This is a genomic window from Marinobacter salinexigens, assembly GCF_008370345.1.
GTDB lineage: Bacteria > Pseudomonadota > Gammaproteobacteria > Pseudomonadales > Oleiphilaceae > Marinobacter > Marinobacter salinexigens.
The window spans coordinates 63,275-81,942 of record NZ_VTUU01000001.1 but is presented as its reverse complement, the minus strand read 5'-3'; the positions used below and the strand labels follow the sequence as shown (position 1 = coordinate 81,942).

Sequence of the window (18,668 nt, the reverse complement as noted above, 5' to 3'; positions counted from 1 at the left end):
TATTGTGAGGCAGGAAACCGCTTCCCTGCCATTGAGATCCACTCGCACGCAACATAATGGTGTGGTGTCGTTGCCCGCAGACACCGCATAAACATTGAGAGAGCTGCCATGAATCCCTATCTGATTGCCCCTTCCATTCTTTCTGCCGATTTTGCCCGTCTCGGAGAGGAAGTCGACAATGTTCTGGCCGCCGGTGCAGACGTAGTGCATTTCGACGTGATGGACAATCACTACGTGCCCAACCTCACCATTGGCCCAATGGTGTGTGAGGCACTGCGTAAACACGGTGTGACCGCCCCCATCGACGTCCACCTGATGGTATCCCCGGTGGATGACCTGATCCGCATGTTTATCGATGCAGGCGCCAGCTACATCACCTTTCACCCGGAAGCCAGCAGCCACATCGACCGTTCGCTGCAACTGATCCGCGACGGCGGCTGCAAAGCGGGCCTGGTATTCAATCCGGCGACGCCTCTGAGCTACATGGACTATGTCATGGACAAACTCGACATGGTACTGCTGATGTCCGTGAACCCGGGGTTCGGCGGGCAGAAGTTCATCCCCGGCACACTCGACAAACTGCGGGAGGCCCGCAAGCGCATCGATGCCAGCAACTACAACATTCGCCTGGAAATCGACGGTGGTGTGAAGACCGATAATATCCGGGAAATTGCAGAAGCAGGCGCTGACACCTTCGTTGCCGGTTCAGCCATTTTCAACACCGACAACTACAAGAGCACCATCGACGCCATGCGCGCAGAACTCGAACAGGCCCGAAAGGCCATTGGTCAATGAGCCTTGCCGGGCTGTTCAATAACCGCTGGCCGGGCGTCGCCCTGTTCGATCTCGACGGCACTCTGGTCGACAGCGCACCGGACCTGGCCGCGGCCGTGGATCAGATGCTGGAGCACCTGGGCAGGACACCCGCAGGCTTAGACAAAGTACGCAACTGGGTGGGCAATGGCTCAGCCGTGCTGGTGCGCAGGGCTCTGGCGGGCAGGATCGACTGGGAACCGGCGGAGGCAAAGGACGATGCCCTGTTCAACGACGCCATGGCCATTTTCTATCACTGCTACGGCCAGCATAACGGTCGTCACGCCCGGGTTTTTGACGGCGTAGAAGAATGCCTGGAGCATCTGAAAGGGTTGGGATGCCGACTGGCCATTGTCACCAATAAACCGGATCAGTTCGTTGCTCCGTTGCTGGAACAGACCGGCCTGGACAAGTGGTTCGAGCTGGCGGTCGGTGGCGACACCCTGCCGGTAAAAAAACCTGACCCCGCGCCGTTGCTCCATGCCATGGAAAAACTGGGGGGAACACCAGGCACCACCGTCATGGTGGGTGATTCAGCCGCCGACGTGAATGCCGCTCTTGCCGCCAGCATTCCCTGTGTTGCGGTAAGGTACGGATACAACTTTGGTGGTTCCGTGGACAGCCTCGGTGCGGACGCAGTTGTTGATTCGCTGGCCGAGCTTTTGTAATCTCACAGGACGTTTTCATTGAATACTTCAATTCTTCGGGAGATTCCTGCCGTGCAGGGACTGAATCTAACTGCAGCGCGAGGCATTCTCACAACCCGCGCAACACGATGGTGGCGATGGCGCACCGGCTGAGCAAGCCCGGCGGCTGACTGGCGCACGCCTGTCGAGACCGCACCACCAGCGGAAAGCGAACTACAGCAGCTCTCCGCCAACGCAGATCAGATTTCAGGAAACCGAGACATGACACCCGAGCAATTCTCCGAGCTCGCACAAGCCGGCTATAACCGTATTCCCGTATTCCGCGACGTCCTCGCTGACCTCGACACACCACTGAGCACGTACCTGAAACTGGCCAGCGGCCCTTATTCCTACCTGTTCGAATCCGTACAGGGTGGCGAAAAGTGGGGCCGCTATTCAATCATCGGCCTGCCGAGCCGGGAAGTTCTCAAGGTTTTCGATCACCACATAGAAGTCAGCCGGAACGGCAAGGTAGTTGAGCAAGCCGAGGTGGATGATCCTCTGGCCTTTGTTGAAGAGTACCAACAGCGCTTCCATGCCCCGGATCTGCCGGAACTGCCTCGCTTCAACGGAGGCCTGGTAGGGTATTTTGGTTATGACACTGTGCGCTATATCGAAAAACGTCTGCGTCAGAGCTGCCCACCAGACAAGATCGGAACCCCCGACATTCTGCTGATGGTGTCAGATGAAATCATCGTATTCGACAATTTGCGCGGAAAGTTCCACCTGATCGTCCATGTAGACCCGACAACTGAGGGAGCCTTCGAGCACGCACAGGCCCGGATCGATGAACTCGAAGCCCGCCTGCACAGGCAAACCTCCGATGCCCCACGAACACCGGAGCACCTGCGTGGCAAGGTCGTCGACGAAAGCGATTTCGTCTCCGGCTTTACTCAGGAGAAATTCGAGGCTGCGGTCGACAAAATCAAGGAATACGTGCTTGACGGGGACGTCATGCAGACGGTGATATCCCAGCGTATGTCCATTCCGTTTGAGGCGCCACCGCTGAACCTCTATCGATCGCTGCGGGTGCTCAATCCATCGCCCTACATGTACTTCCTTGATCTTGAAGATTTCCACATTGTTGGCTCATCTCCGGAAATCCTCGCCCGCGTCGAGGATGAGGAAGTCACCGTCCGCCCCATCGCTGGTACCCGCAAACGCGGTGCTACCGATGCGGAAGACAAGGCCCTGGAAAACGAACTGCTGGCCGACCCCAAGGAAATTGCCGAGCACCTGATGCTGATCGACCTGGGCCGCAACGACGCCGGCCGGGTCTCGGAAACCGGGACCGTAAAGCTGACCGACAAGATGATTGTGGAACGCTATTCCCACGTCATGCACATCGTCTCCAACGTCACCGGTCGCCTGAAAGAGAACACCAGTTGCCTGGATGTACTGAGAGCCACCCTGCCCGCCGGTACCCTGAGCGGAGCACCAAAGATCCGCGCCATGGAAATTATCGATGAGCTGGAGCCGGTCAAGCGCGGCGTCTACGGTGGTGCCGTGGGATATCTCTCTTTCAACGGCAATATGGATACCGCCATTGCCATCCGCACCGCTGTGATCAAGGACAAGACCCTTCACATCCAGGCCGGTGCAGGCGTAGTCGCAGATTCCATTCCCCGTCTCGAGTGGAAAGAAACCATGAACAAGGGCCGTGCCATTTTCAGGGCCGTGGCCATGACCTACAACGACTACGACCACTGAGGCGGAGGAACGAATTATGTTACTGATGATCGACAACTACGATTCCTTTACCTACAACGTGGTCCAGTACCTGGCCGAGCTGGGCGCCGATGTGCAGGTGTACCGGAATGACGAGATTACTGTTGAGCAGATCGAAGCCCTGAAACCGGAACGACTGGTGGTGTCGCCTGGGCCCTGCACTCCGAACGAAGCGGGCATCTCGATGGAGGCCATCCGTCACTTCGCTGGCAAACTACCCATTCTCGGTATCTGCCTCGGGCACCAATCCATTGGACAAGTCTTCGGAGGAGACATCATCCGCGCAGGCCAGGTCATGCATGGCAAGGTTTCTCCGGTGTATCACAACGATCTCGGTGTTTTCCGGGGCCTGAACAACCCCCTTCAGGCCACTCGCTACCACAGCCTGGTAATCGACAAGAACACCCTGCCCGATTGCCTGGAAGTCACCGCCTGGACCCGCAACGACGATGGCTCTGTAGAAGAAATCATGGGTGTTCGTCATAAGACCCTGCCCATTGAAGGCGTTCAGTTCCACCCGGAATCCATCATGACCGAACAGGGCCATGAACTGCTGCGCAACTTCCTGAGAACATAACAAGAGGCCGACACATGGACATGAAAGACGCTCTCAACCGCATTGCCTCCAACCTGGATCTGTCCCGGGAGGAAATGAAAGACGTGATGCGCATCGTCATGAATGGCGAAGCCACCGACGCACAGATCGGTGCATTTCTCATGGGACTGCGCCTGAAAAGTGAAACCATCGACGAGATCACCGGCGCCACGGAAGTCATGCGCGAACTGGCCACTGGCGTCACCGTTCAGGCGTCACCACTGGTCGACATAGTCGGTACCGGTGGCGACGGCGCCAACCTGTTTAACGTATCCTCGGCGGCATCATTTGTGGTCGCGGCGGCCGGCGGCTTCGTGGCCAAACATGGCAACCGTGGCGTGTCATCCAAGAGCGGCAGTGCCGACCTGATCGAAAAGGCCGGCATCAATCTGAACATGACACCGGAGCAAGTCGCCCGCTGCGTGGAACAGATCGGCGTCGGTTTCATGTTCGCTCCAGCCCATCACGGTGCCATGAAACACGCTATTGGCCCGCGTCGGGAACTCGGCTGCCGCACCATTTTTAACATTCTCGGGCCCATGACCAATCCTGCCGGAGTGAAACGGCAACTGATCGGCGTGTTTACCAGGGAACTATGCCGTCCCATGGCAGAGGTTTTATCCCGACTGGGCGCCGAACACATCATGGTGGTTTGTTCAAAAGACGGACTGGACGAAATCAGCCTGGCCACCAGCACTCATGTGGCAGAGCTCAAAGACGGCAAGATCACCGAATACGACCTGACTCCGGAAGAACTGGGCATCAGGAGCCAGTCACTGGTCGGGCTTTCTGTGGATTCTTCTGACGAATCCCTGAAACTGATCAAGGCTGCATTTGGCCGTAATCACGACGAAATCACCGAGAAAGCACGGGATATGATCGCCCTGAACGCCGGTGCAGCCATCTATGTCGCTGGTCTGGCGGACAATGCCAAAGCAGGCGTAGATATGGCGCTGGATGCCATGGGTTCTGGCCTGGCAGCGGGCAAAATGTCCGAGCTGGCTGATTTCTCTCAATGTTTTTGATCTTTGCCTGCTGAATTGCAGGCAGGCGAGCCAGTGGGGCAAGCCTTCCGAAACCCGCCCGTGAATACGTCCCTGTAGGGCTTGACTGCAGCCATCCATGGCTGCAGACAGTTTCGGAAGGCTTGCCCCACTGGCTCTCGCAAACTATTTACGGGCCTGATATGACAACTCGACACCTGGATAAAACACCTACCATCCTGCGGAAAATCGTTGACCGCAAGTGGGAGGAAATCGATGAGCGGAAACGGACGACTTCTGTTGATGATCTGAAAGCGATGGCGGGTGATCAACCAGAAGCTCGTGGCTTTGCTAACGCGCTCCGATCGCATATTGCACAGCAAACCCCCGCCGTTATTGCTGAGATCAAGAAAGCATCGCCAAGCAAAGGCATTCTTCGAGATCCATTTGAGCCAGCCCTCATTGCCGAAAGCTACGAAAAAGGTGGAGCCGCTTGCCTGTCAGTGCTGACTGACAAAGACTTTTTCCAGGGCCATGAGGACTATCTGAAAGCTGCCCGCGCGGCCTGCAGCCTGCCGGTGATCCGAAAGGACTTCATGGTAGCTCCGTACCAGGTATACGAGAGTCGGGCCATCGGCGCGGATTGCATTCTGCTGATCGCGGCCTGCCTGACCAAAGATCAGATGCAGGAACTGGAAGGTATTGCCCACGAAATCGGCATGGACGTACTGGTGGAAGTACACGACGGCGAGGAAATGGACGACGCCCTCACCCTCAGCACGCCGCTGGTAGGCATAAATAACCGCAACCTGCATACCTTCGATGTATCACTGGACACCACCTTCAGCCTGCACGAACGAATCAGCGCCGATCGACTGACCGTTACCGAAAGCGGGATTATGACCCGGGAGGATGTGGAAGCCATGACCAGCCGGGGCATCTACGGCTTTCTGGTGGGCGAATCCTTCATGCGTGCCCCGGAGCCCGGTCAAAAACTGCAGGAACTGTTTTTCCCGGAAGGCTGATCAGCCTTCCGGTTCTGCCAGCGCCTCCTGCAACAATGCCAGCAGATGCGCTGGCATACCCTCCGCCAACTTCAGTGCCGCCTCGTGCCCCCGGGGTGTCATCTTGCCCCAGGTGCGGCGCACTATACGTAACCACTTTTCCCGGTCATAGTCTGGGTTATCTTCAAAGAACCCGGCAAAGTACCGCTCCAGAAACACCATGCAGGCCACATCTTCAAGTAGCTGGGTGTCTTCATCCTCACGCAATTTGCGCTTGGTCAGAATGGTCTCCACCCGTTCACATTCATCCTGTGGATAACCGCAGTCGGCCATGACTTCAGAGGCTCGCTGACCGTGCATCCGGCCACAGGCCTGACGCCACTCGTAATAACCCTTGCGGCCTTCAGGATAGTCCCCCCGAGCCAGAGTCCAGCGCTCAATATGCTGAGCCCGGCAGGCAATCTGCATCCGTTCGGACGGCGCAGATTCCAGCGCGTGCAGCCAACGGGTCATATGCAGACTGTAGGCATACTCCCTGGGCAGTGATTCGCCTTCGACGGTCTCTCTGTTCGGGTCGTTCCGGTTGGCCTGGTCAATCTTGTCCAGGGCGCACTGCAAGGCATCCGATGTGCTCATGGTTGGTCCTGTCATTGTGAGAAATCACCGTTCCGGGAGCCGGTGCGGGCTCCTAGCGGGTTACCATAGTCTGGGCATTTCTGACTAACTGTTCTGCATCACGGGGGCGTTCCGGCTTGTGAATGCCAGCCTGGCAACCGGGACGAGCATACAGTTCGTTCACCCAGCGTTCCAGATGTTCCAGGCCATCCATTGCGACACCAGACCAGTTGTAGGTCCTCACCCAACACCAGTTGGCAAAGTCCGCGATGGTGATTTCCTCTCCGGCCAGATAAGGAGATTCTGCCAGTCTTGCATTGAGAACCTCGAACAGGCGGCGGCATTCGTGCTGGTATCGATCAATGGCAGGTTGAATTTTTTCGGGGAAATAGCGATAGAACACATTGGCCTGCCCCATCATCGGGCCAACCCCGCCCATCTGAAACATCAGCCACTGCTGGGCCCTTGACCGGACTTTCGGGTCAGCAGGGTAAAACTGACCGTATTTCTCGGCCAGGTAGATCATGATCGCTCCGGACTCGAACACCACGAAATTGTCGTTATCGCGATCAACAATGACCGGAATGCGGCCATTGGGATTCATGGCCAGAAACGCCGGCATTTTCTGTTCATTTTTTGACAGATCTACGGGTATCAGGTTGTACTCGACACCCATTTCTTCGAGCAGCACAGATACCTTGTGCCCGTTCGGGGTCGGAGAGGTATACAGGTCTATCACATCGGCCTCCAGGCAAATTGCGAGCAATAAAACCCAGGATTACACCTGGGCAGAAGGCCGAGCCTTCATCCGATCGTACCAGGCCTGAAGGTTACTCTGTTCCGGCTTGATGCGGATATTCACGACCCGTGCAAAGGCAGCCGTGGTAAACGCGTTGATATCCACAGCCGTCAATCGGTCACAACAGATGTATTCTTTGCCTTCCAGGTGCTTGTCGAGGAAATGCATGAACTTCTCGACATTCTTTCCGCAGTCCTCACCCCACTCTTTGATCGGGTTCATTCGATCCTTGAAGTATCCACTGGTGTGCTGAAAGCACATTCCGGTCGGCAGGAAAAAGAATAGCTCTACCCAGCGCATCCACTGCTCAATCTGAGCCTTTTCCAATGGCGTATCTCCCATCAGGCGGGGTGTGTCAGGGTAGCTTTCTTCAAAGTAGCGGCAAATTGCCATGGTTTCGGCAATGCAGGTGCCATCATCCAGCTCCATGACAGGCACTTTCTTCATCGGGTTACGGGCGACAAATTCAGGGGTAAGGTTCTCCCCTTTCTGAAGATCAATCTCGACGAACTCGGCCTTGTCCAGCAGCCCTTTTTCCGCCATAAACATGCGTACTCGACGGGGGTTAGGGGCAGTTTTGGTTTCGAAGATTTTCATTATTGTTGGCTCCTCTCCGGGATAGGTTGTTTTTGGACGGTGGACAATTCACCCCAGAGCCTGACCGGAAAAAAGAGTTGCGTCAAGCAACCTTACCAACGGGACAACCACTCCGACATCTGCCGAATAATCCAGTCCGGATCATCCAGCGGCAGGTCATGCCCGGCATCCGGATGAAGCTTTAACGACCATAACCAACGCTGCTCAAGCTGTGCACTGCAACGCCAGTTCACCAGCCGATCACCCTGACTGGCCAAGAGAAGCGCTTCGGGCATCGGCCGTTTTTCGCCGGGCGTGTAACGGGCCGCCGCCGATAGCTGGCGAAATGCATTGCGCGGGCTAACCGGCCTCTGACGCTGAATCCGATACCACTGTTTGACCAGTTCGAGGTCCGGTTCGCGGCTTGATGTCAGTCGGAGGATATCCCTCTCCCGGTCAAACAACTCCCGGCGCCCCATCAACCTGATCACTCTCGGCCACACTCCGGGACGCATCCGCTGCCACGGCGGGCTGAATCCTGAGCTGGTATTAATCAGAATCAGATTCTGAATCTCTCCCCGCGGTGCCTGCTGAGCCCAGTCCAGGGCAACCATACCCCCCATGGACAGGGCCAGAATGCTGAATGGCCTGGGTATATGGCTCACCTGATGGCAAACCGCCTCCCGGATAGCAGGGATATTATCCGGGCTGGGATCATGGAAATGAACTCCGGTCCCGGGCAGGTCCACAGTATGAAAGCGATGGTCGGGAAAAGCCTGTCTCAACCGTTCGGGAAATGGCCCCCAGTGAGCCTGCTCCCGTGTCAAACCACGCAGGAGAATCCAGTGCATATTATTGTTGATCCCGGTACCAGTGCATGATGGCTGCCTCCCTCAGCATGGACTCCTCTTCCCGGGCCGGCAACCAGTTTTCGTGGCTGGCAGCCGCATGAAGGAGGAAATCGATCCATGTCAGGTGGGTTCTCAGCACACGTTTATGCCGATGAGGTACCAGTGGGTTAAAAAAGCCCTGCAGGCGGAGCAATTGTCTTGGGCGCTTGCGGATCCAGCGCCAGGAACCCATTTCCAGGGTCAGGGGCAGGAAAACACCAGCATTGTCGCGGTTGATCTGCTTATAAAAGTAATCCCAGAGATCGCCGTGGGTCAGGTAATGACGGGACTGGGGCTCAAACTGGTAATCGTGATTGGGATACGCCTGCTCCCAAATCAGTTTGAGCGCCATCACTGACGCAATTCGACGCATCGGGCGGCGACGGTATGCATAGGGAAACCAGATCTGATCCTGCCAACCAAAGCCGGAATGACAATCCAGGGCAAGACTGAACGGGCGTCCGGGGAGCAAGCCCCGGATCACTGATTCCAGCGCCTGGTTCTCCAGCTCCATACCCTGCTCCGGATCTCCGGTATACCAGGGCAGTCGTGGAGATAAACGCTGCCCCCCCAAAAGGAATGCACTGCGGTCCTGTGCGGTAATCGGCGCGTTGCGCATCAGGTCCACACCGTTGGGGTTGCTGCGCTGATTCAGGTACATTCCGCCCGGGTTCAGGATCGGTAGCACTGTTATTCTGACTTTCTCCAACAACTGTCGGAAACCGTCATCCCAGCGCAGCCGGGCCAGAGCCGACCCAAGCCATGCCATCACCACCTGACTGCCTATCCGTTCCAGCCCATGCACACCACCCACCAGCAGGATCACCGGGGCATCCGGCCGTTCACTCCCCAGATCTGCACGATAGATCGGCAGGGTCAGATCCCTGAGGGAAATACGGTCGACAACAGAGGTGGTCACCAGCTCGGGCGCTTCTGCAAGGATTCGCTCAAGTTGCACCAGTTCCGGCAGAAACGACCGGAGTATACGACGCTGTCGGCTATCACGGGTTGCTTGTTCCACCGGAATGGCCGCATGGGGTGTGATTGCTCGCAATTCAGTCATGCAGAACTCCTCCCTAAACGGTCGGAGTTTAATAGGTGAATACTACAAACCGTTGACGGCCTTAAGGGTTACAAATCCATGACCAGTGTCTATCATTACTGGAACATTCGCTCCGCGGTAAACTATTGAATTGGTTACCATGCCCAAACTACTCGTTATTCTTTCCCTGCTGTTCCTGATGGCCTGTTCTCCTTCGGACGACAATCAGACAACGGGTAGCAAAGCCCCTCCGGCTCCTGCGAATGGCGAAGAGCATTCGGCAAGTAACGGCGACATCGCGACTTCCTCCCCAATGCCAGGAACATCCCGGTCCATCGTTCTGGCCGCAGACCCCTGGTGCCCGCACAACTGCGAAGCAGGAAGTTCACAGGAAGGCTACATGATTGAGGTCGCCCGGGCGGCGTTTGCCATGGCCGGTATTGAAGTGATCTACCAGAATGTGAGTTGGGCACGGGCGCTGAAGCAGGTTCACGAGGGCCACATTGACGGGGTAGTTGGCGCGCTGGCCGGTGAAGGCGGAGACCTGATCTTTCCGGAGGAGCCGATCGGCTACTCCCGAACGGTCCTGTTCACTCATCCAGACAGCACCTGGGTATGGAATGGCCTTGCCTCATTAGCGAACCAGAGTCTGCTGGCCATCAACGGATACTCCTATTCCCCCGAACTGGATGACTACATCCGGGAGAATCAGGATAAGCCGGAACAGGTCTGGATCATCTCAGGGCCATCACCACTGCTCAGAGCCATAGAACTACTGGAGCAACGCCGATTCGACGTATTCCCCGAAGACCTCGCCGTTATGGAATGGACTCTGCACAACAAAACGACCGGAATCCACCCCCGAAATGCCGGGCAGATTTACCAATCGCCCGCCTATATCGCATTCTCGCCCGCGAAGGCCAATGCGCCAGAACTGGCAGATACACTGTCAGACGGTATAAGGGCACTCCGGAGCTCTGGCCAACTGGCAAAAATTCTGGACCGCTACGGTGTACACAAAGCAGACTAGGTAACGCTCAGCTAACCATCAGGAGATCCGCTCATCATGGCCATCAAGCTCTACCAGTTCGCCATTTCCCACTATTGCGAAAAGGTTCGCTGGGCGCTGGATTACAAGAAGATAAATTACGAGGCCGTGACCCTTCTGCCCGGCCAACACGTAAACGTGATCCGGCAACTGACCGGTTCAGACACCTCTGTACCGGTGCTGGATCACGATGGCCATATCGTTCAGGGATCGGCGCAGATCCTGGATTATCTGGACGAAACTTTTCCGGAAAACCCGCTCACCCCCAGTGATCCGGAAATCCGGGAACAGGCACTGTCCTGGGAAAAACGCCTGGACGACGAAGCCGGCCCCGCCGTGCGCTGTTATTCCTACCATCACTTTCTCAAGCGTCCCAAGGCAGTCGTTCCTCTGCTCACCGCAGGCACACCATTTTATAACCGGTTCCTTGTCAGCCTGGCCTTCAGCCGGGTTGATGAAGTTATGCGCAAATGGATGAACATCAACGACAAAACAGCGGACAAGTCCCGTAAGGTCATGGAGGATATGCTGACGGAACTGGCCGATGCCTACGGGAAGCAGCCATTCCTTGCCGGCGACCGGTTCTCCCGGGCCGATCTGACTGCAGCGGCGCTGTTTGCACCAATGTTCCAGCCAGAGGCCTACCCCGTGCCCTGGCCGAAGGAAAGACAAATCCCGAAAGAGATCCGGGCATGGCTGGAACAGTGGAACGACCACATCGGCATACTGGCAGATAAGTACGAACAACACCGATCTGGCACAACTCAATAACCCGGAGGTGGCGGAAAAGGCCACTCCTGGTGACGGAAAGGGACAAAGCCTGCAAACCCCACTCATGCCACAATGAGACAAATACAATAACGATACCTGCAGGTGGCATTCATGGTTCTGACCGACATGATCCTGGCCGTCGTCGAAGACAGCGGCCTTAAAACACTCTGGGAAACCGCTGCGCCCTGGCTGGCACTGGATGAGCGCCAGCTGATTTTCGTGATTGCCACACCAGTGTTCGTGGCGGTCACGGTCTGGGAATATCTGAAAATCCGCCATGACCCGAAGCTCATGGACCTTCGGGAAGCCTTTCGGAATTTCGCCCTTGGCGCCGGTTACCAGATCACCGAACTGCTGTTTGCCGGCCTCATCGCCTTCCCGGTTTACGCATTCTGTTACCACCACCGCTTGTTCGATCTGGAGCTCAACTGGCTGACAGGCACCCTGACGTTTATCGGTGTCGATCTCTGTTTCTACTGGATGCACCGGGCCAGCCACCGGATGCGCTGGTTCTGGGCGGCACACGTTGTACACCACTCATCCGAGCGGATGAATTTTTCAACGGCCATGCGCCAGAACGCCACCAACATATTCAACGGCAACTGGGTGTTCTATCTGCCGCTGGCACTCATCGGCTTTAACCCGGTATGGATTGGTATCGCCTATGCGTTGTCCCTGGTGTATCAGTTCTTCATCCATACCACCCTGGTCAGGCAGCTTCCGGCCTGGATCGAGTTCGTGTTCAACACCCCCAGCCATCACCGGGTTCACCACGGCCGCAACCCCCGCTACATTGACCGGAACTACGCCGGCATACTGATCATATGGGATCGAATCTTCGGCACCTTCGAACCGGAAGATGCCCAAACCCCCCCGGAATACGGCATTACCCGCCCGGTACCATCCAACAACCTGCTGGTACTCTGGACTCACGAATACGTGGATCTGTTCCGCGACATGGCACGCCCCGGCAGATTATTGTCTCGTCTCAAACATCTATGGAAGCCGCCAGCGTGGGAACGCCCGGCATCAATAACCCCGGAAAAGCAACATGCAGGAATCTCTGCTCACACTAAGCAGCCGTGACGAGCACCGGATAACCGGAACCCTCTATAGCCCTGACACCCCCTCTGCCGTGCTGGTGATCGCCCACGGCATGGCAGAGCACGCGGGCCGTTATGCGGGCTTTGCCCGCTGGCTGTCCGGTCATCACATCGCCGTCATCACCTTTAATCACCGGGGGCACGGTCCGGACTCCACCGGAGAGCAGGTCGGCCATTACCACGACCAAAGTGGCTGGCTGAGCGTCACCGACGATCTGTACCGGGTATTATTGGAGTCCAGAACCCAGTTTCCCGGCCTCCCGGTCTACCTGCTGGGACACAGCATGGGGTCATTTATTGCCCAGAGCTGCGTTCAACAACACCCGGATGCCGCGGACAGCCTGATTCTGAGCGCGACCAATCGAATAAACCGGCCGGAGCTTCTGGCGTCCCGACTGCTGATCGGGCTCATTCGGGCCTTCTATGGCAAACGCCACCGAAGCCGGCTGATTGCCGGCCTGACCTTTGGCAAGTTCAACAGGCAGTTCCGCCCAAACAGGACAACCTGCGACTGGCTGAGCCGGGACGCCCATCAGGTCGATCTCTACATCAATGACCCGCTGTGCGGTTTCGAGTGCACCACCGGGCTATGGTATGACTTTATCGGAGGAATGCTGAGTATCGACCCCAGTCAATGGCCCAGGGGGTTACCTGTACACCTGCTTGCTGGCAGCGAAGATCCGGTCGGGGAAAGGGGTAATGGCGTCAAACGTCACTTCCAGGCCATAAGGAACGCCGGAGTCGATCAGGTTACGCTAAGGCTCTTTGATGGCGGCCGGCACGAGATGCTCAACGAAACCAATGCCGACGAAGTATGGAGCTATGTTCTGTCCCTGTTAGAATCAGGCTAACTATCCACCCAACCGGAAATTTCCTGATGCCCGCTTTGTCGAAAACATGTCGACACTTCCTGCTGTGTTCAGGTGTCGCTCGCAGCCCAGCCATTATCCTGTCAATCGCTCTGGCCAGTTTCGCCAACCTGGCCTACGGAGCTGAAGTCCGGATTGCTGTTGCAGCCAACTTCACGGACACCACCCGCGAGCTTATCAGTGCCTTTGAGGAAACCAGCCGTCACCGGGTTACCGCCAGCTACGGCTCGACTGGAAAGCTCTATGCTCAGATCGAACACGGGGCCCCCTTTGATGTGTTTCTGGCTGCGGATAGCCGACGCCCCAGACTGCTGGAGGAAAATGGCCAGGGCGTTGCTGGAACTCGTTTTACCTACGCGAAGGGGAAACTGGCGCTGTGGAGTCCGGTAACGGAGCTTTTCGATGACGCTCCCACCTGGCTTTCCTCTGGCGACTTCAGAAAACTGGCAATCGCCAATCCCAAAACAGCACCCTATGGCGCCGCTGCAGAACAAGTACTGAACAGTCTGGGCCTGTGGACAAGCCTGCAGCCTAAACTGGTACGCGGTGACTCCATAGCCCAGACCTTCCAGTTTGTGGCCACCGATAACGCCGAGGCGGGATTCGTGGCGCTGTCACAGGTCAGAGCCTGGGAGAATCAGGACGGAACACTCTGGCCGGTTCCACAGGATTACTACGCCCCCATCGAGCAACAGGCCATCCTGCTCACCACGGGAGCCGGGAACCCCGCGGCCAAAGACTGGCTGACGTTTCTCCACAGCGAGGCGGCCAGGGCGATCATTGAAGGGTTCGGCTACGATACCCAATCCTGAACCACGGACCGCAGACTGACCCTATGGACCCATACTGGCAACCAATCTGGCTGACCATCAAACTGGCCGGATCCACTACGCTGCTACTGCTGATCATAGGCACCCCGATTGCCTGGTGGCTGGCAAGAAGCCGTCATTGGCTACGCCAGCCCATTGCCGCTGTCGTGGCGTTGCCACTGGTTCTGCCACCGACGGTTCTTGGTTTTTACCTGCTGATCCTGCTAGGCCCAAACGGCCCGATTGGCGGTGCCACAGAATCTCTGGGACTGGGCTTGCTGCCCTTTACCTTTGAAGGCCTGGTGGTGGCCTCCATCCTTTATTCACTGCCGTTCACAGTCCAGCCTCTGCAAAATGCCTTTCAGGCGATCGAGGGCCGTTATCTGGAAGCGGCCGCCACCCTGAGTGCGTCACCGATTGACCGATTCTTTTCGATAGTGATCCCCATGGCCCGCCCCGGCTTCCTCAGCGCTGCCGTTCTCACCTTCGCCCATACCGTCGGCGAGTTTGGTGTGGTGCTGATGATCGGCGGCAACATCCCTGGCGAAACCAAGGTCCTGTCTGTAGCCATCTACGATCACGTGGAATCCCTGGAATACGCCCAGGCCCACTGGCTCTCGGCGGGGATGGTGGTGTTTTCCTTCGTGGTGCTCGTCACCCTGTACTCCCTGAATGGACGCCCTGGCTCGGGATTGGTCAAATGAACGATAAGCGCGGCATCACAGCCTGTTTCCGTTGCAGCTACCCGGGCTTCGAACTGGATGTAAACCTGCAGCTTCCCGGCCAGGGTGTGACAGCCCTGTTCGGCCACTCTGGCTGCGGCAAAACCACGCTGCTGCGTTGCATGGCAGGGCTGCAATCAGCCGACGGGGTGATGTCAGTCAACGGGGACATTTGGCAGGACGAAAAAACCTGCGTACCGGTTCATCGACGCCCGCTGGCTTATGTATTCCAGGACGCCAGCTTATTCCCCCACCTGTCCGTGCGAAAAAACCTGCTCTATGGCTATCGCCGAACACCCGGGCAGCAACGAAAAATCCATCCGGAACAGGTGGAACAGTGGCTTGGGCTATCCCACCTCATGAATCGTATGCCGGACAGACTATCCGGTGGAGAGCGCCAACGGGTTGCTATCGCAAGAGCCTTGCTGACAAGTCCGGGAGTTTTGCTGATGGACGAACCCTTGTCGGCGCTGGACCAGAACAGCAAACAGGACATCATGCCCTATCTGGAAACACTCCGTGACAGTCTCTCCATGCCCATTCTCTATGTCTCCCACTCAGCGGCGGAAGTCGCTCGACTGGCTGACTACATCGTGATGATGGACAACGGCCGGGTGACCGCCGAAGGCCCGTTGCAGGAGACTCTGGCCCGCACCGATCAACCCTTCGGACTGGAAGATGACGCCGGTGTGATCATCAACACAACCATCGGAGTCATTGAGGAACAGTGGCACCTTGCTCGGGGGGATTTCGATAGCGGGCACCTCTGGATACGTAGCAACGGAAATCTCACCAAGGGGCAATCCGTCCGGGTCCAGGTGCTGGCCCGCGACATCAGCATTGCCCTTAATCCTCACCCGGACCAGAGCATACAGAACCTGATTCCAGCACGAATTGATCAGATTGCCGATGACATCAGCCCGGGTATCGCCCTGACCAGACTCGTAGCGGGCACAACGCCCTTCGTGGCAAGGCTGACAACGCGATCTGTAGAAACCCTGGCGCTCAAAGAAGGCCAACAGGTATGGATGCAGGTGAAATCAGTCGCCATTGTGGACTGAAATACCGGGACCGGCAGCAACCGATCCCGCAAGGATGAGGAACGAACCTGGTTAACGGGTACCGTAAACCACCATGGTCTTGCCTTTGACCCGGACCAGCCCCTGGTCCTCCAGAGTCTTCAGTACCCGACCCACCATTTCCCGGGAGCAGCCAACAATCCGGCCAATCTCCTGACGAGTGATTTTGATTTGCATCCCGTCCGGATGGGTCATGGCATCCGGCTCCTTACACAGATCCAGCAGAGTGCGGGCAACGCGACCGGTTACATCAAGGAACGCCAGGTCCCCCACCTTGCGCGTCGTCTGACGCAGACGGGACGCCATCTGCTCTCCGATGAAGTAAAGAACGCGAGGATCCTGCTGGGCAATTTCCCGGAATTTGGTGTATGAGATCTCTGCCACTTCGCACTCGGACTTCGCCTTAACCCAGGCGCTACGGGAGTCCATGTTGTCGAACAGCCCCATTTCACCAAAAAAGTCGCCGGCGTTGAGGTACGCCATGATCATCTCACGACCATCGTCGTCCTCAATGATGACCGTTACCGAGCCTTTGACGATGTAGAACAGCGAATCACTCTTGTCGCCTGCGTAGATAATCGTGCTCTTGGCGGGATAGCGCCGACGATGGCACTGGGATAGGAAATAGTCGAGATGTTTGGTCTTCTGCTCAACTGGCTTGACGATTGTGGCCATAATGCGAGTCGTGCCTCCTCAATACGGGCGGGTCCCAATGGTTGTTATGCACCCGGCTTTCCCTGCGGGTTCGTTCATTTTTAATTAAAATCAGCGCAACTTATAACAAGAAGGCCTGATTTGGGCAACCGGAATCAGGATACACAATGTATCCATATAACGTCTGTGAAGCTGCCCGTAATTGAGGACTGTGCTAGCATCCGGCAACCAACACTGACACCCGGCGCGGGCATCGTCCGGCGCCCGATTTGAATCAAATGGAGATCAGGCTCTATGAAAGCAACCGTCGACTGGACCGGCAACGCCAGCTTCAAAGCCACCAGTGGCAGCGGCCACAGCGTTCAGCTGGACGGCCCCCCGGATCATGGTGGTGAAAACCTGGGGCCACGCCCGATGGAAATGCTGTTGATGGGACTCGGCGGATGCTCTTCTTTTGATGTCATGAGCATTCTGAAAAAGAGCCGTCAGGATGTCACGGCCTGCCACGCAGAACTGGAAGCCGAACGGGCCGATGCGGTTCCTTCGGTGTTCACCAAAATCCACCTGCATTTTGTGGTGACCGGCAACAACCTGAAAGAGAATCAGGTAAAGCGGGCCGTCAGCCTGTCTGCAGAGAAATACTGTTCAGCGTCCATCATGCTGGAAAAAGCCGGTGTGGAAATCAGCCACAGCTACGAAATCAGAGACGCGGAGTAATACGGCTCGAGCCCTTGCAGACAAGGCCAGAACGCGGGTTTCAACAGGCGTCGGAGAGTTGTGCTGATTACGGATGCTAAAATGTGATTTCACGTACTATCCAAGGTCACATCCGGTGTGCATAATACGCACCCTCTCCGCCGGTCTGCGCAAAAGGTGAACAACCTGGTCAGTAGTCGGTGGCGGCCTCGGCAGGGCGGTCATTAACCGTCCTGCAGTCATTCATCTCCATCATCCGGAGGGGCTGAGCATGGAAACCAAACTCCAGCTACACGGTTTCAACAACCTGACCAAATCCCTGAGTTTCAACATCTACGATATCTGTTACGCGCAGACCGAAGAGCAACGCGAAGCGTACATCGATTATATTGATGAAATGTACAACGCCGAGCGCCTGACCCAGATCCTGACCGATGTCGTCAAGATCATCGGCGCCAACGTGCTCAACATTGCCCGTCAGGACTACGAACCACACGGCGCTTCAGTCACCATGCTCATCGCCGAGCATGAACTGAACGATGGCGAGGCCAACAATGAAGAATCTCCGGGCCCTCTGCCGGATACCATTGTGGCTCACCTGGACAAGAGCCACGTGACTGTACACACCTACCCGGAAAGCCACCCTCACGATGGTGTGAGCACCTTCAGGGCGGATATCGATGTATCCACCTGTGGCCTGATCTCACCGCTGAAGGTTCTGAACTACCTTATCCACAGCTTCGACTCCGATGTGGTCACCGTGGACTATCGGGTACGCGGCTTTACCCGCGACGTGGATGGCACCAAGCACTACATCGACCACGACATCAACTCGATCCAGAACTATCTGACCGAAGATACCCAGAACGCCTATCAGATGATTGACGTGAATGTGTATCAGGAGAACCTGTTCCACACCAAGATGATGCTCAAGGAATTCAACCTGAACAATTACGTGTTCGGTGTGAATGCCAGCGATCTGGACCCTGCAGATGCACAGTCCATTGAAGACCGCCTGCGTCGTGAAATGCTGGAAATTTTCTATTCCCGCAACGTGGAATAATGGCTCTGTGGCGCGCCCTCTGCGGCGCGCCAGACTTCCATCAGTTTTTCTGAACAAAGCCTCCAAGATTCTCCGATTTCATCTTTTCCCGTCCCGCAGTTCAATAGCCTCATCACATTCCAG

Annotated in this window: 21 protein-coding genes; 15 read left to right on the top strand and 6 right to left on the bottom strand. The window is 56.6% G+C overall.

The annotated features are described in order from the left end of the window. Positions 1-108 precede the first annotated feature (108 nt). The 6 genes from rpe (at position 109) to trpC (ending at position 5,830) form a co-directional block, all read left to right on the top strand. Positions 109-795 (top strand): ribulose-phosphate 3-epimerase, encoded by a 687-nt coding sequence (rpe, locus tag FWJ25_RS00400; protein ID WP_149598275.1) that lies wholly within the window; start codon positions 109-111, stop codon positions 793-795. Next, positions 792-1,481, top strand: a complete 690-nt coding sequence (locus FWJ25_RS00395; RefSeq protein ID WP_149598274.1) for a phosphoglycolate phosphatase — start codon at positions 792-794, stop codon at positions 1,479-1,481. The genes rpe and FWJ25_RS00395 overlap by 4 nt, the downstream gene beginning before the upstream one ends. 240 nt (positions 1,482-1,721) lie before the next feature. Beyond that, the gene (trpE, locus tag FWJ25_RS00390; RefSeq protein WP_149598273.1) at positions 1,722-3,209 is read left to right on the top strand and encodes an anthranilate synthase component I; all 1,488 of its coding nucleotides are present in this window, start codon (positions 1,722-1,724) and stop codon (positions 3,207-3,209) included. Positions 3,210-3,225: 16 nt separating this feature from the next. Continuing rightward, the gene (locus FWJ25_RS00385; RefSeq protein ID WP_149598272.1) at positions 3,226-3,804 is read left to right on the top strand and encodes an aminodeoxychorismate/anthranilate synthase component II; all 579 of its coding nucleotides are present in this window, start codon (positions 3,226-3,228) and stop codon (positions 3,802-3,804) included. Between the two features lie 14 nt (positions 3,805-3,818). Further along, positions 3,819-4,847 (top strand): anthranilate phosphoribosyltransferase, encoded by a 1,029-nt coding sequence (gene trpD / locus FWJ25_RS00380; RefSeq protein ID WP_149598271.1) that lies wholly within the window; start codon positions 3,819-3,821, stop codon positions 4,845-4,847. Positions 4,848-5,008: 161 nt separating this feature from the next. Continuing rightward, positions 5,009-5,830 (top strand): indole-3-glycerol phosphate synthase TrpC, encoded by an 822-nt coding sequence (gene trpC / locus FWJ25_RS00375; RefSeq protein WP_149598270.1) that lies wholly within the window; start codon positions 5,009-5,011, stop codon positions 5,828-5,830. Here trpC and FWJ25_RS00370 read toward each other — a convergent pair whose 3' ends face one another. The 5 genes from FWJ25_RS00370 to FWJ25_RS00350 all read right to left on the bottom strand — a co-directional run bounded on the left by FWJ25_RS00370 (position 5,831) and on the right by FWJ25_RS00350 (position 9,752). After that, complete coding sequence (locus tag FWJ25_RS00370; RefSeq protein WP_149598269.1) at positions 5,831-6,445, bottom strand: DUF4202 domain-containing protein; 615 nt, start codon at positions 6,443-6,445, stop codon at positions 5,831-5,833. 52 nt (positions 6,446-6,497) lie between these two features. Beyond that, a complete protein-coding gene (locus FWJ25_RS00365) occupies positions 6,498-7,163 on the bottom strand; it encodes a glutathione S-transferase family protein (RefSeq protein ID WP_149598268.1) in 666 nt (221 codons plus the stop codon). A gap of 39 nt (positions 7,164-7,202) precedes the next feature. Then, positions 7,203-7,820, bottom strand: coding sequence for a glutathione S-transferase family protein (locus FWJ25_RS00360; RefSeq protein ID WP_149598267.1), 618 nt, complete (start codon positions 7,818-7,820; stop codon positions 7,203-7,205). A gap of 92 nt (positions 7,821-7,912) precedes the next feature. Beyond that, on the bottom strand, positions 7,913-8,650 hold the full coding sequence (locus FWJ25_RS00355; protein ID WP_149598266.1) for an alpha/beta fold hydrolase: 738 nt from the start codon (positions 8,648-8,650) through the stop codon (positions 7,913-7,915). A gap of 1 nt (position 8,651) precedes the next feature. Further along, positions 8,652-9,752 carry a M14 family zinc carboxypeptidase gene (locus FWJ25_RS00350; protein WP_149598265.1) on the bottom strand — a complete coding sequence of 367 codons (1,101 nt, stop codon included), beginning with the start codon at positions 9,750-9,752 and terminating at the stop codon, positions 8,652-8,654. A gap of 139 nt (positions 9,753-9,891) precedes the next feature. Between FWJ25_RS00350 and FWJ25_RS00345 the strand changes: the two genes are divergently transcribed. From FWJ25_RS00345 to modC, 7 genes are all read left to right on the top strand, one after another. Next, the gene (locus FWJ25_RS00345; RefSeq protein WP_149598264.1) at positions 9,892-10,761 is read left to right on the top strand and encodes a substrate-binding periplasmic protein; all 870 of its coding nucleotides are present in this window, start codon (positions 9,892-9,894) and stop codon (positions 10,759-10,761) included. 36 nt (positions 10,762-10,797) lie between these two features. After that, positions 10,798-11,550: a glutathione S-transferase family protein gene (locus FWJ25_RS00340; protein ID WP_149598263.1), complete on the top strand. Its 753-nt coding sequence runs from the start codon at positions 10,798-10,800 to the stop codon at positions 11,548-11,550. 111 nt (positions 11,551-11,661) lie between these two features. Beyond that, positions 11,662-12,636, top strand: a complete 975-nt coding sequence (locus FWJ25_RS00335) for a sterol desaturase family protein (protein ID WP_149598262.1) — start codon at positions 11,662-11,664, stop codon at positions 12,634-12,636. Then, positions 12,602-13,504, top strand: a complete 903-nt coding sequence (locus FWJ25_RS00330) for an alpha/beta fold hydrolase (protein WP_149598261.1) — start codon at positions 12,602-12,604, stop codon at positions 13,502-13,504. The genes FWJ25_RS00335 and FWJ25_RS00330 overlap by 35 nt, the downstream gene beginning before the upstream one ends. A gap of 26 nt (positions 13,505-13,530) precedes the next feature. Beyond that, positions 13,531-14,334: a molybdate ABC transporter substrate-binding protein gene (modA, locus tag FWJ25_RS00325; RefSeq protein ID WP_149598260.1), complete on the top strand. Its 804-nt coding sequence runs from the start codon at positions 13,531-13,533 to the stop codon at positions 14,332-14,334. Positions 14,335-14,357: 23 nt separating this feature from the next. Beyond that, the gene (modB, locus tag FWJ25_RS00320; protein WP_149598259.1) at positions 14,358-15,035 is read left to right on the top strand and encodes a molybdate ABC transporter permease subunit; all 678 of its coding nucleotides are present in this window, start codon (positions 14,358-14,360) and stop codon (positions 15,033-15,035) included. After that, entirely contained in the window at positions 15,032-16,114 is a 1,083-nt protein-coding gene (modC, locus tag FWJ25_RS00315) for a molybdenum ABC transporter ATP-binding protein (protein WP_149598258.1), read from the top strand. Before modB ends, modC begins: the two co-directional genes overlap by 4 nt. 51 nt (positions 16,115-16,165) lie before the next feature. Here the strand turns inward: modC and crp are convergent, their stop codons facing one another. Continuing rightward, entirely contained in the window at positions 16,166-16,807 is a 642-nt protein-coding gene (gene crp / locus FWJ25_RS00310; protein ID WP_036132755.1) for a cAMP-activated global transcriptional regulator CRP, read from the bottom strand. 273 nt (positions 16,808-17,080) lie between these two features. On the opposite strand from crp, the gene FWJ25_RS00305 reads away from it, so the two are divergent. Beyond that, on the top strand, positions 17,081-17,503 hold the full coding sequence (locus FWJ25_RS00305) for an OsmC family protein (protein ID WP_149598257.1): 423 nt from the start codon (positions 17,081-17,083) through the stop codon (positions 17,501-17,503). Positions 17,504-17,753: 250 nt separating this feature from the next. Further along, positions 17,754-18,545: an adenosylmethionine decarboxylase gene (gene speD / locus FWJ25_RS00300; RefSeq protein WP_149598256.1), complete on the top strand. Its 792-nt coding sequence runs from the start codon at positions 17,754-17,756 to the stop codon at positions 18,543-18,545. Positions 18,546-18,668: the final 123 nt, after the last annotated feature.

Bases quoted from the DNA above. Each gene is read 5' to 3' on its own strand.
- FWJ25_RS00345 (WP_149598264.1), top strand. From the start codon at position 9,892: ATGCCCAAACTACTCGTTATTCTTTCCCTGCTGTTCCTGATGGCCTGT.
- rpe (WP_149598275.1), top strand. From the start codon at position 109: ATGAATCCCTATCTGATTGCCCCTTCCATTCTTTCTGCCGATTTTGCC.
- FWJ25_RS00395 (WP_149598274.1), top strand. From the start codon at position 792: ATGAGCCTTGCCGGGCTGTTCAATAACCGCTGGCCGGGCGTCGCCCTG.
- FWJ25_RS00330 (WP_149598261.1), top strand. From the start codon at position 12,602: ATGCAGGAATCTCTGCTCACACTAAGCAGCCGTGACGAGCACCGGATA.
- FWJ25_RS00370 (WP_149598269.1), bottom strand. From the start codon at position 6,445: ATGAGCACATCGGATGCCTTGCAGTGCGCCCTGGACAAGATTGACCAG.
- speD (WP_149598256.1), top strand. From the start codon at position 17,754: ATGGAAACCAAACTCCAGCTACACGGTTTCAACAACCTGACCAAATCC.
- modA (WP_149598260.1), top strand. From the start codon at position 13,531: ATGCCCGCTTTGTCGAAAACATGTCGACACTTCCTGCTGTGTTCAGGT.
- modB (WP_149598259.1), top strand. From the start codon at position 14,358: ATGGACCCATACTGGCAACCAATCTGGCTGACCATCAAACTGGCCGGA.
- trpC (WP_149598270.1), top strand. From the start codon at position 5,009: ATGACAACTCGACACCTGGATAAAACACCTACCATCCTGCGGAAAATC.
- trpE (WP_149598273.1), top strand. From the start codon at position 1,722: ATGACACCCGAGCAATTCTCCGAGCTCGCACAAGCCGGCTATAACCGT.
- trpD (WP_149598271.1), top strand. From the start codon at position 3,819: ATGGACATGAAAGACGCTCTCAACCGCATTGCCTCCAACCTGGATCTG.
- FWJ25_RS00340 (WP_149598263.1), top strand. From the start codon at position 10,798: ATGGCCATCAAGCTCTACCAGTTCGCCATTTCCCACTATTGCGAAAAG.
- FWJ25_RS00335 (WP_149598262.1), top strand. From the start codon at position 11,662: ATGGTTCTGACCGACATGATCCTGGCCGTCGTCGAAGACAGCGGCCTT.
- modC (WP_149598258.1), top strand. From the start codon at position 15,032: ATGAACGATAAGCGCGGCATCACAGCCTGTTTCCGTTGCAGCTACCCG.
- FWJ25_RS00355 (WP_149598266.1), bottom strand. From the start codon at position 8,650: ATGCACTGGATTCTCCTGCGTGGTTTGACACGGGAGCAGGCTCACTGG.
- FWJ25_RS00305 (WP_149598257.1), top strand. From the start codon at position 17,081: ATGAAAGCAACCGTCGACTGGACCGGCAACGCCAGCTTCAAAGCCACC.
- FWJ25_RS00350 (WP_149598265.1), bottom strand. From the start codon at position 9,752: ATGACTGAATTGCGAGCAATCACACCCCATGCGGCCATTCCGGTGGAA.
- FWJ25_RS00385 (WP_149598272.1), top strand. From the start codon at position 3,226: ATGTTACTGATGATCGACAACTACGATTCCTTTACCTACAACGTGGTC.
- FWJ25_RS00360 (WP_149598267.1), bottom strand. From the start codon at position 7,820: ATGAAAATCTTCGAAACCAAAACTGCCCCTAACCCCCGTCGAGTACGC.
- crp (WP_036132755.1), bottom strand. From the start codon at position 16,807: ATGGCCACAATCGTCAAGCCAGTTGAGCAGAAGACCAAACATCTCGAC.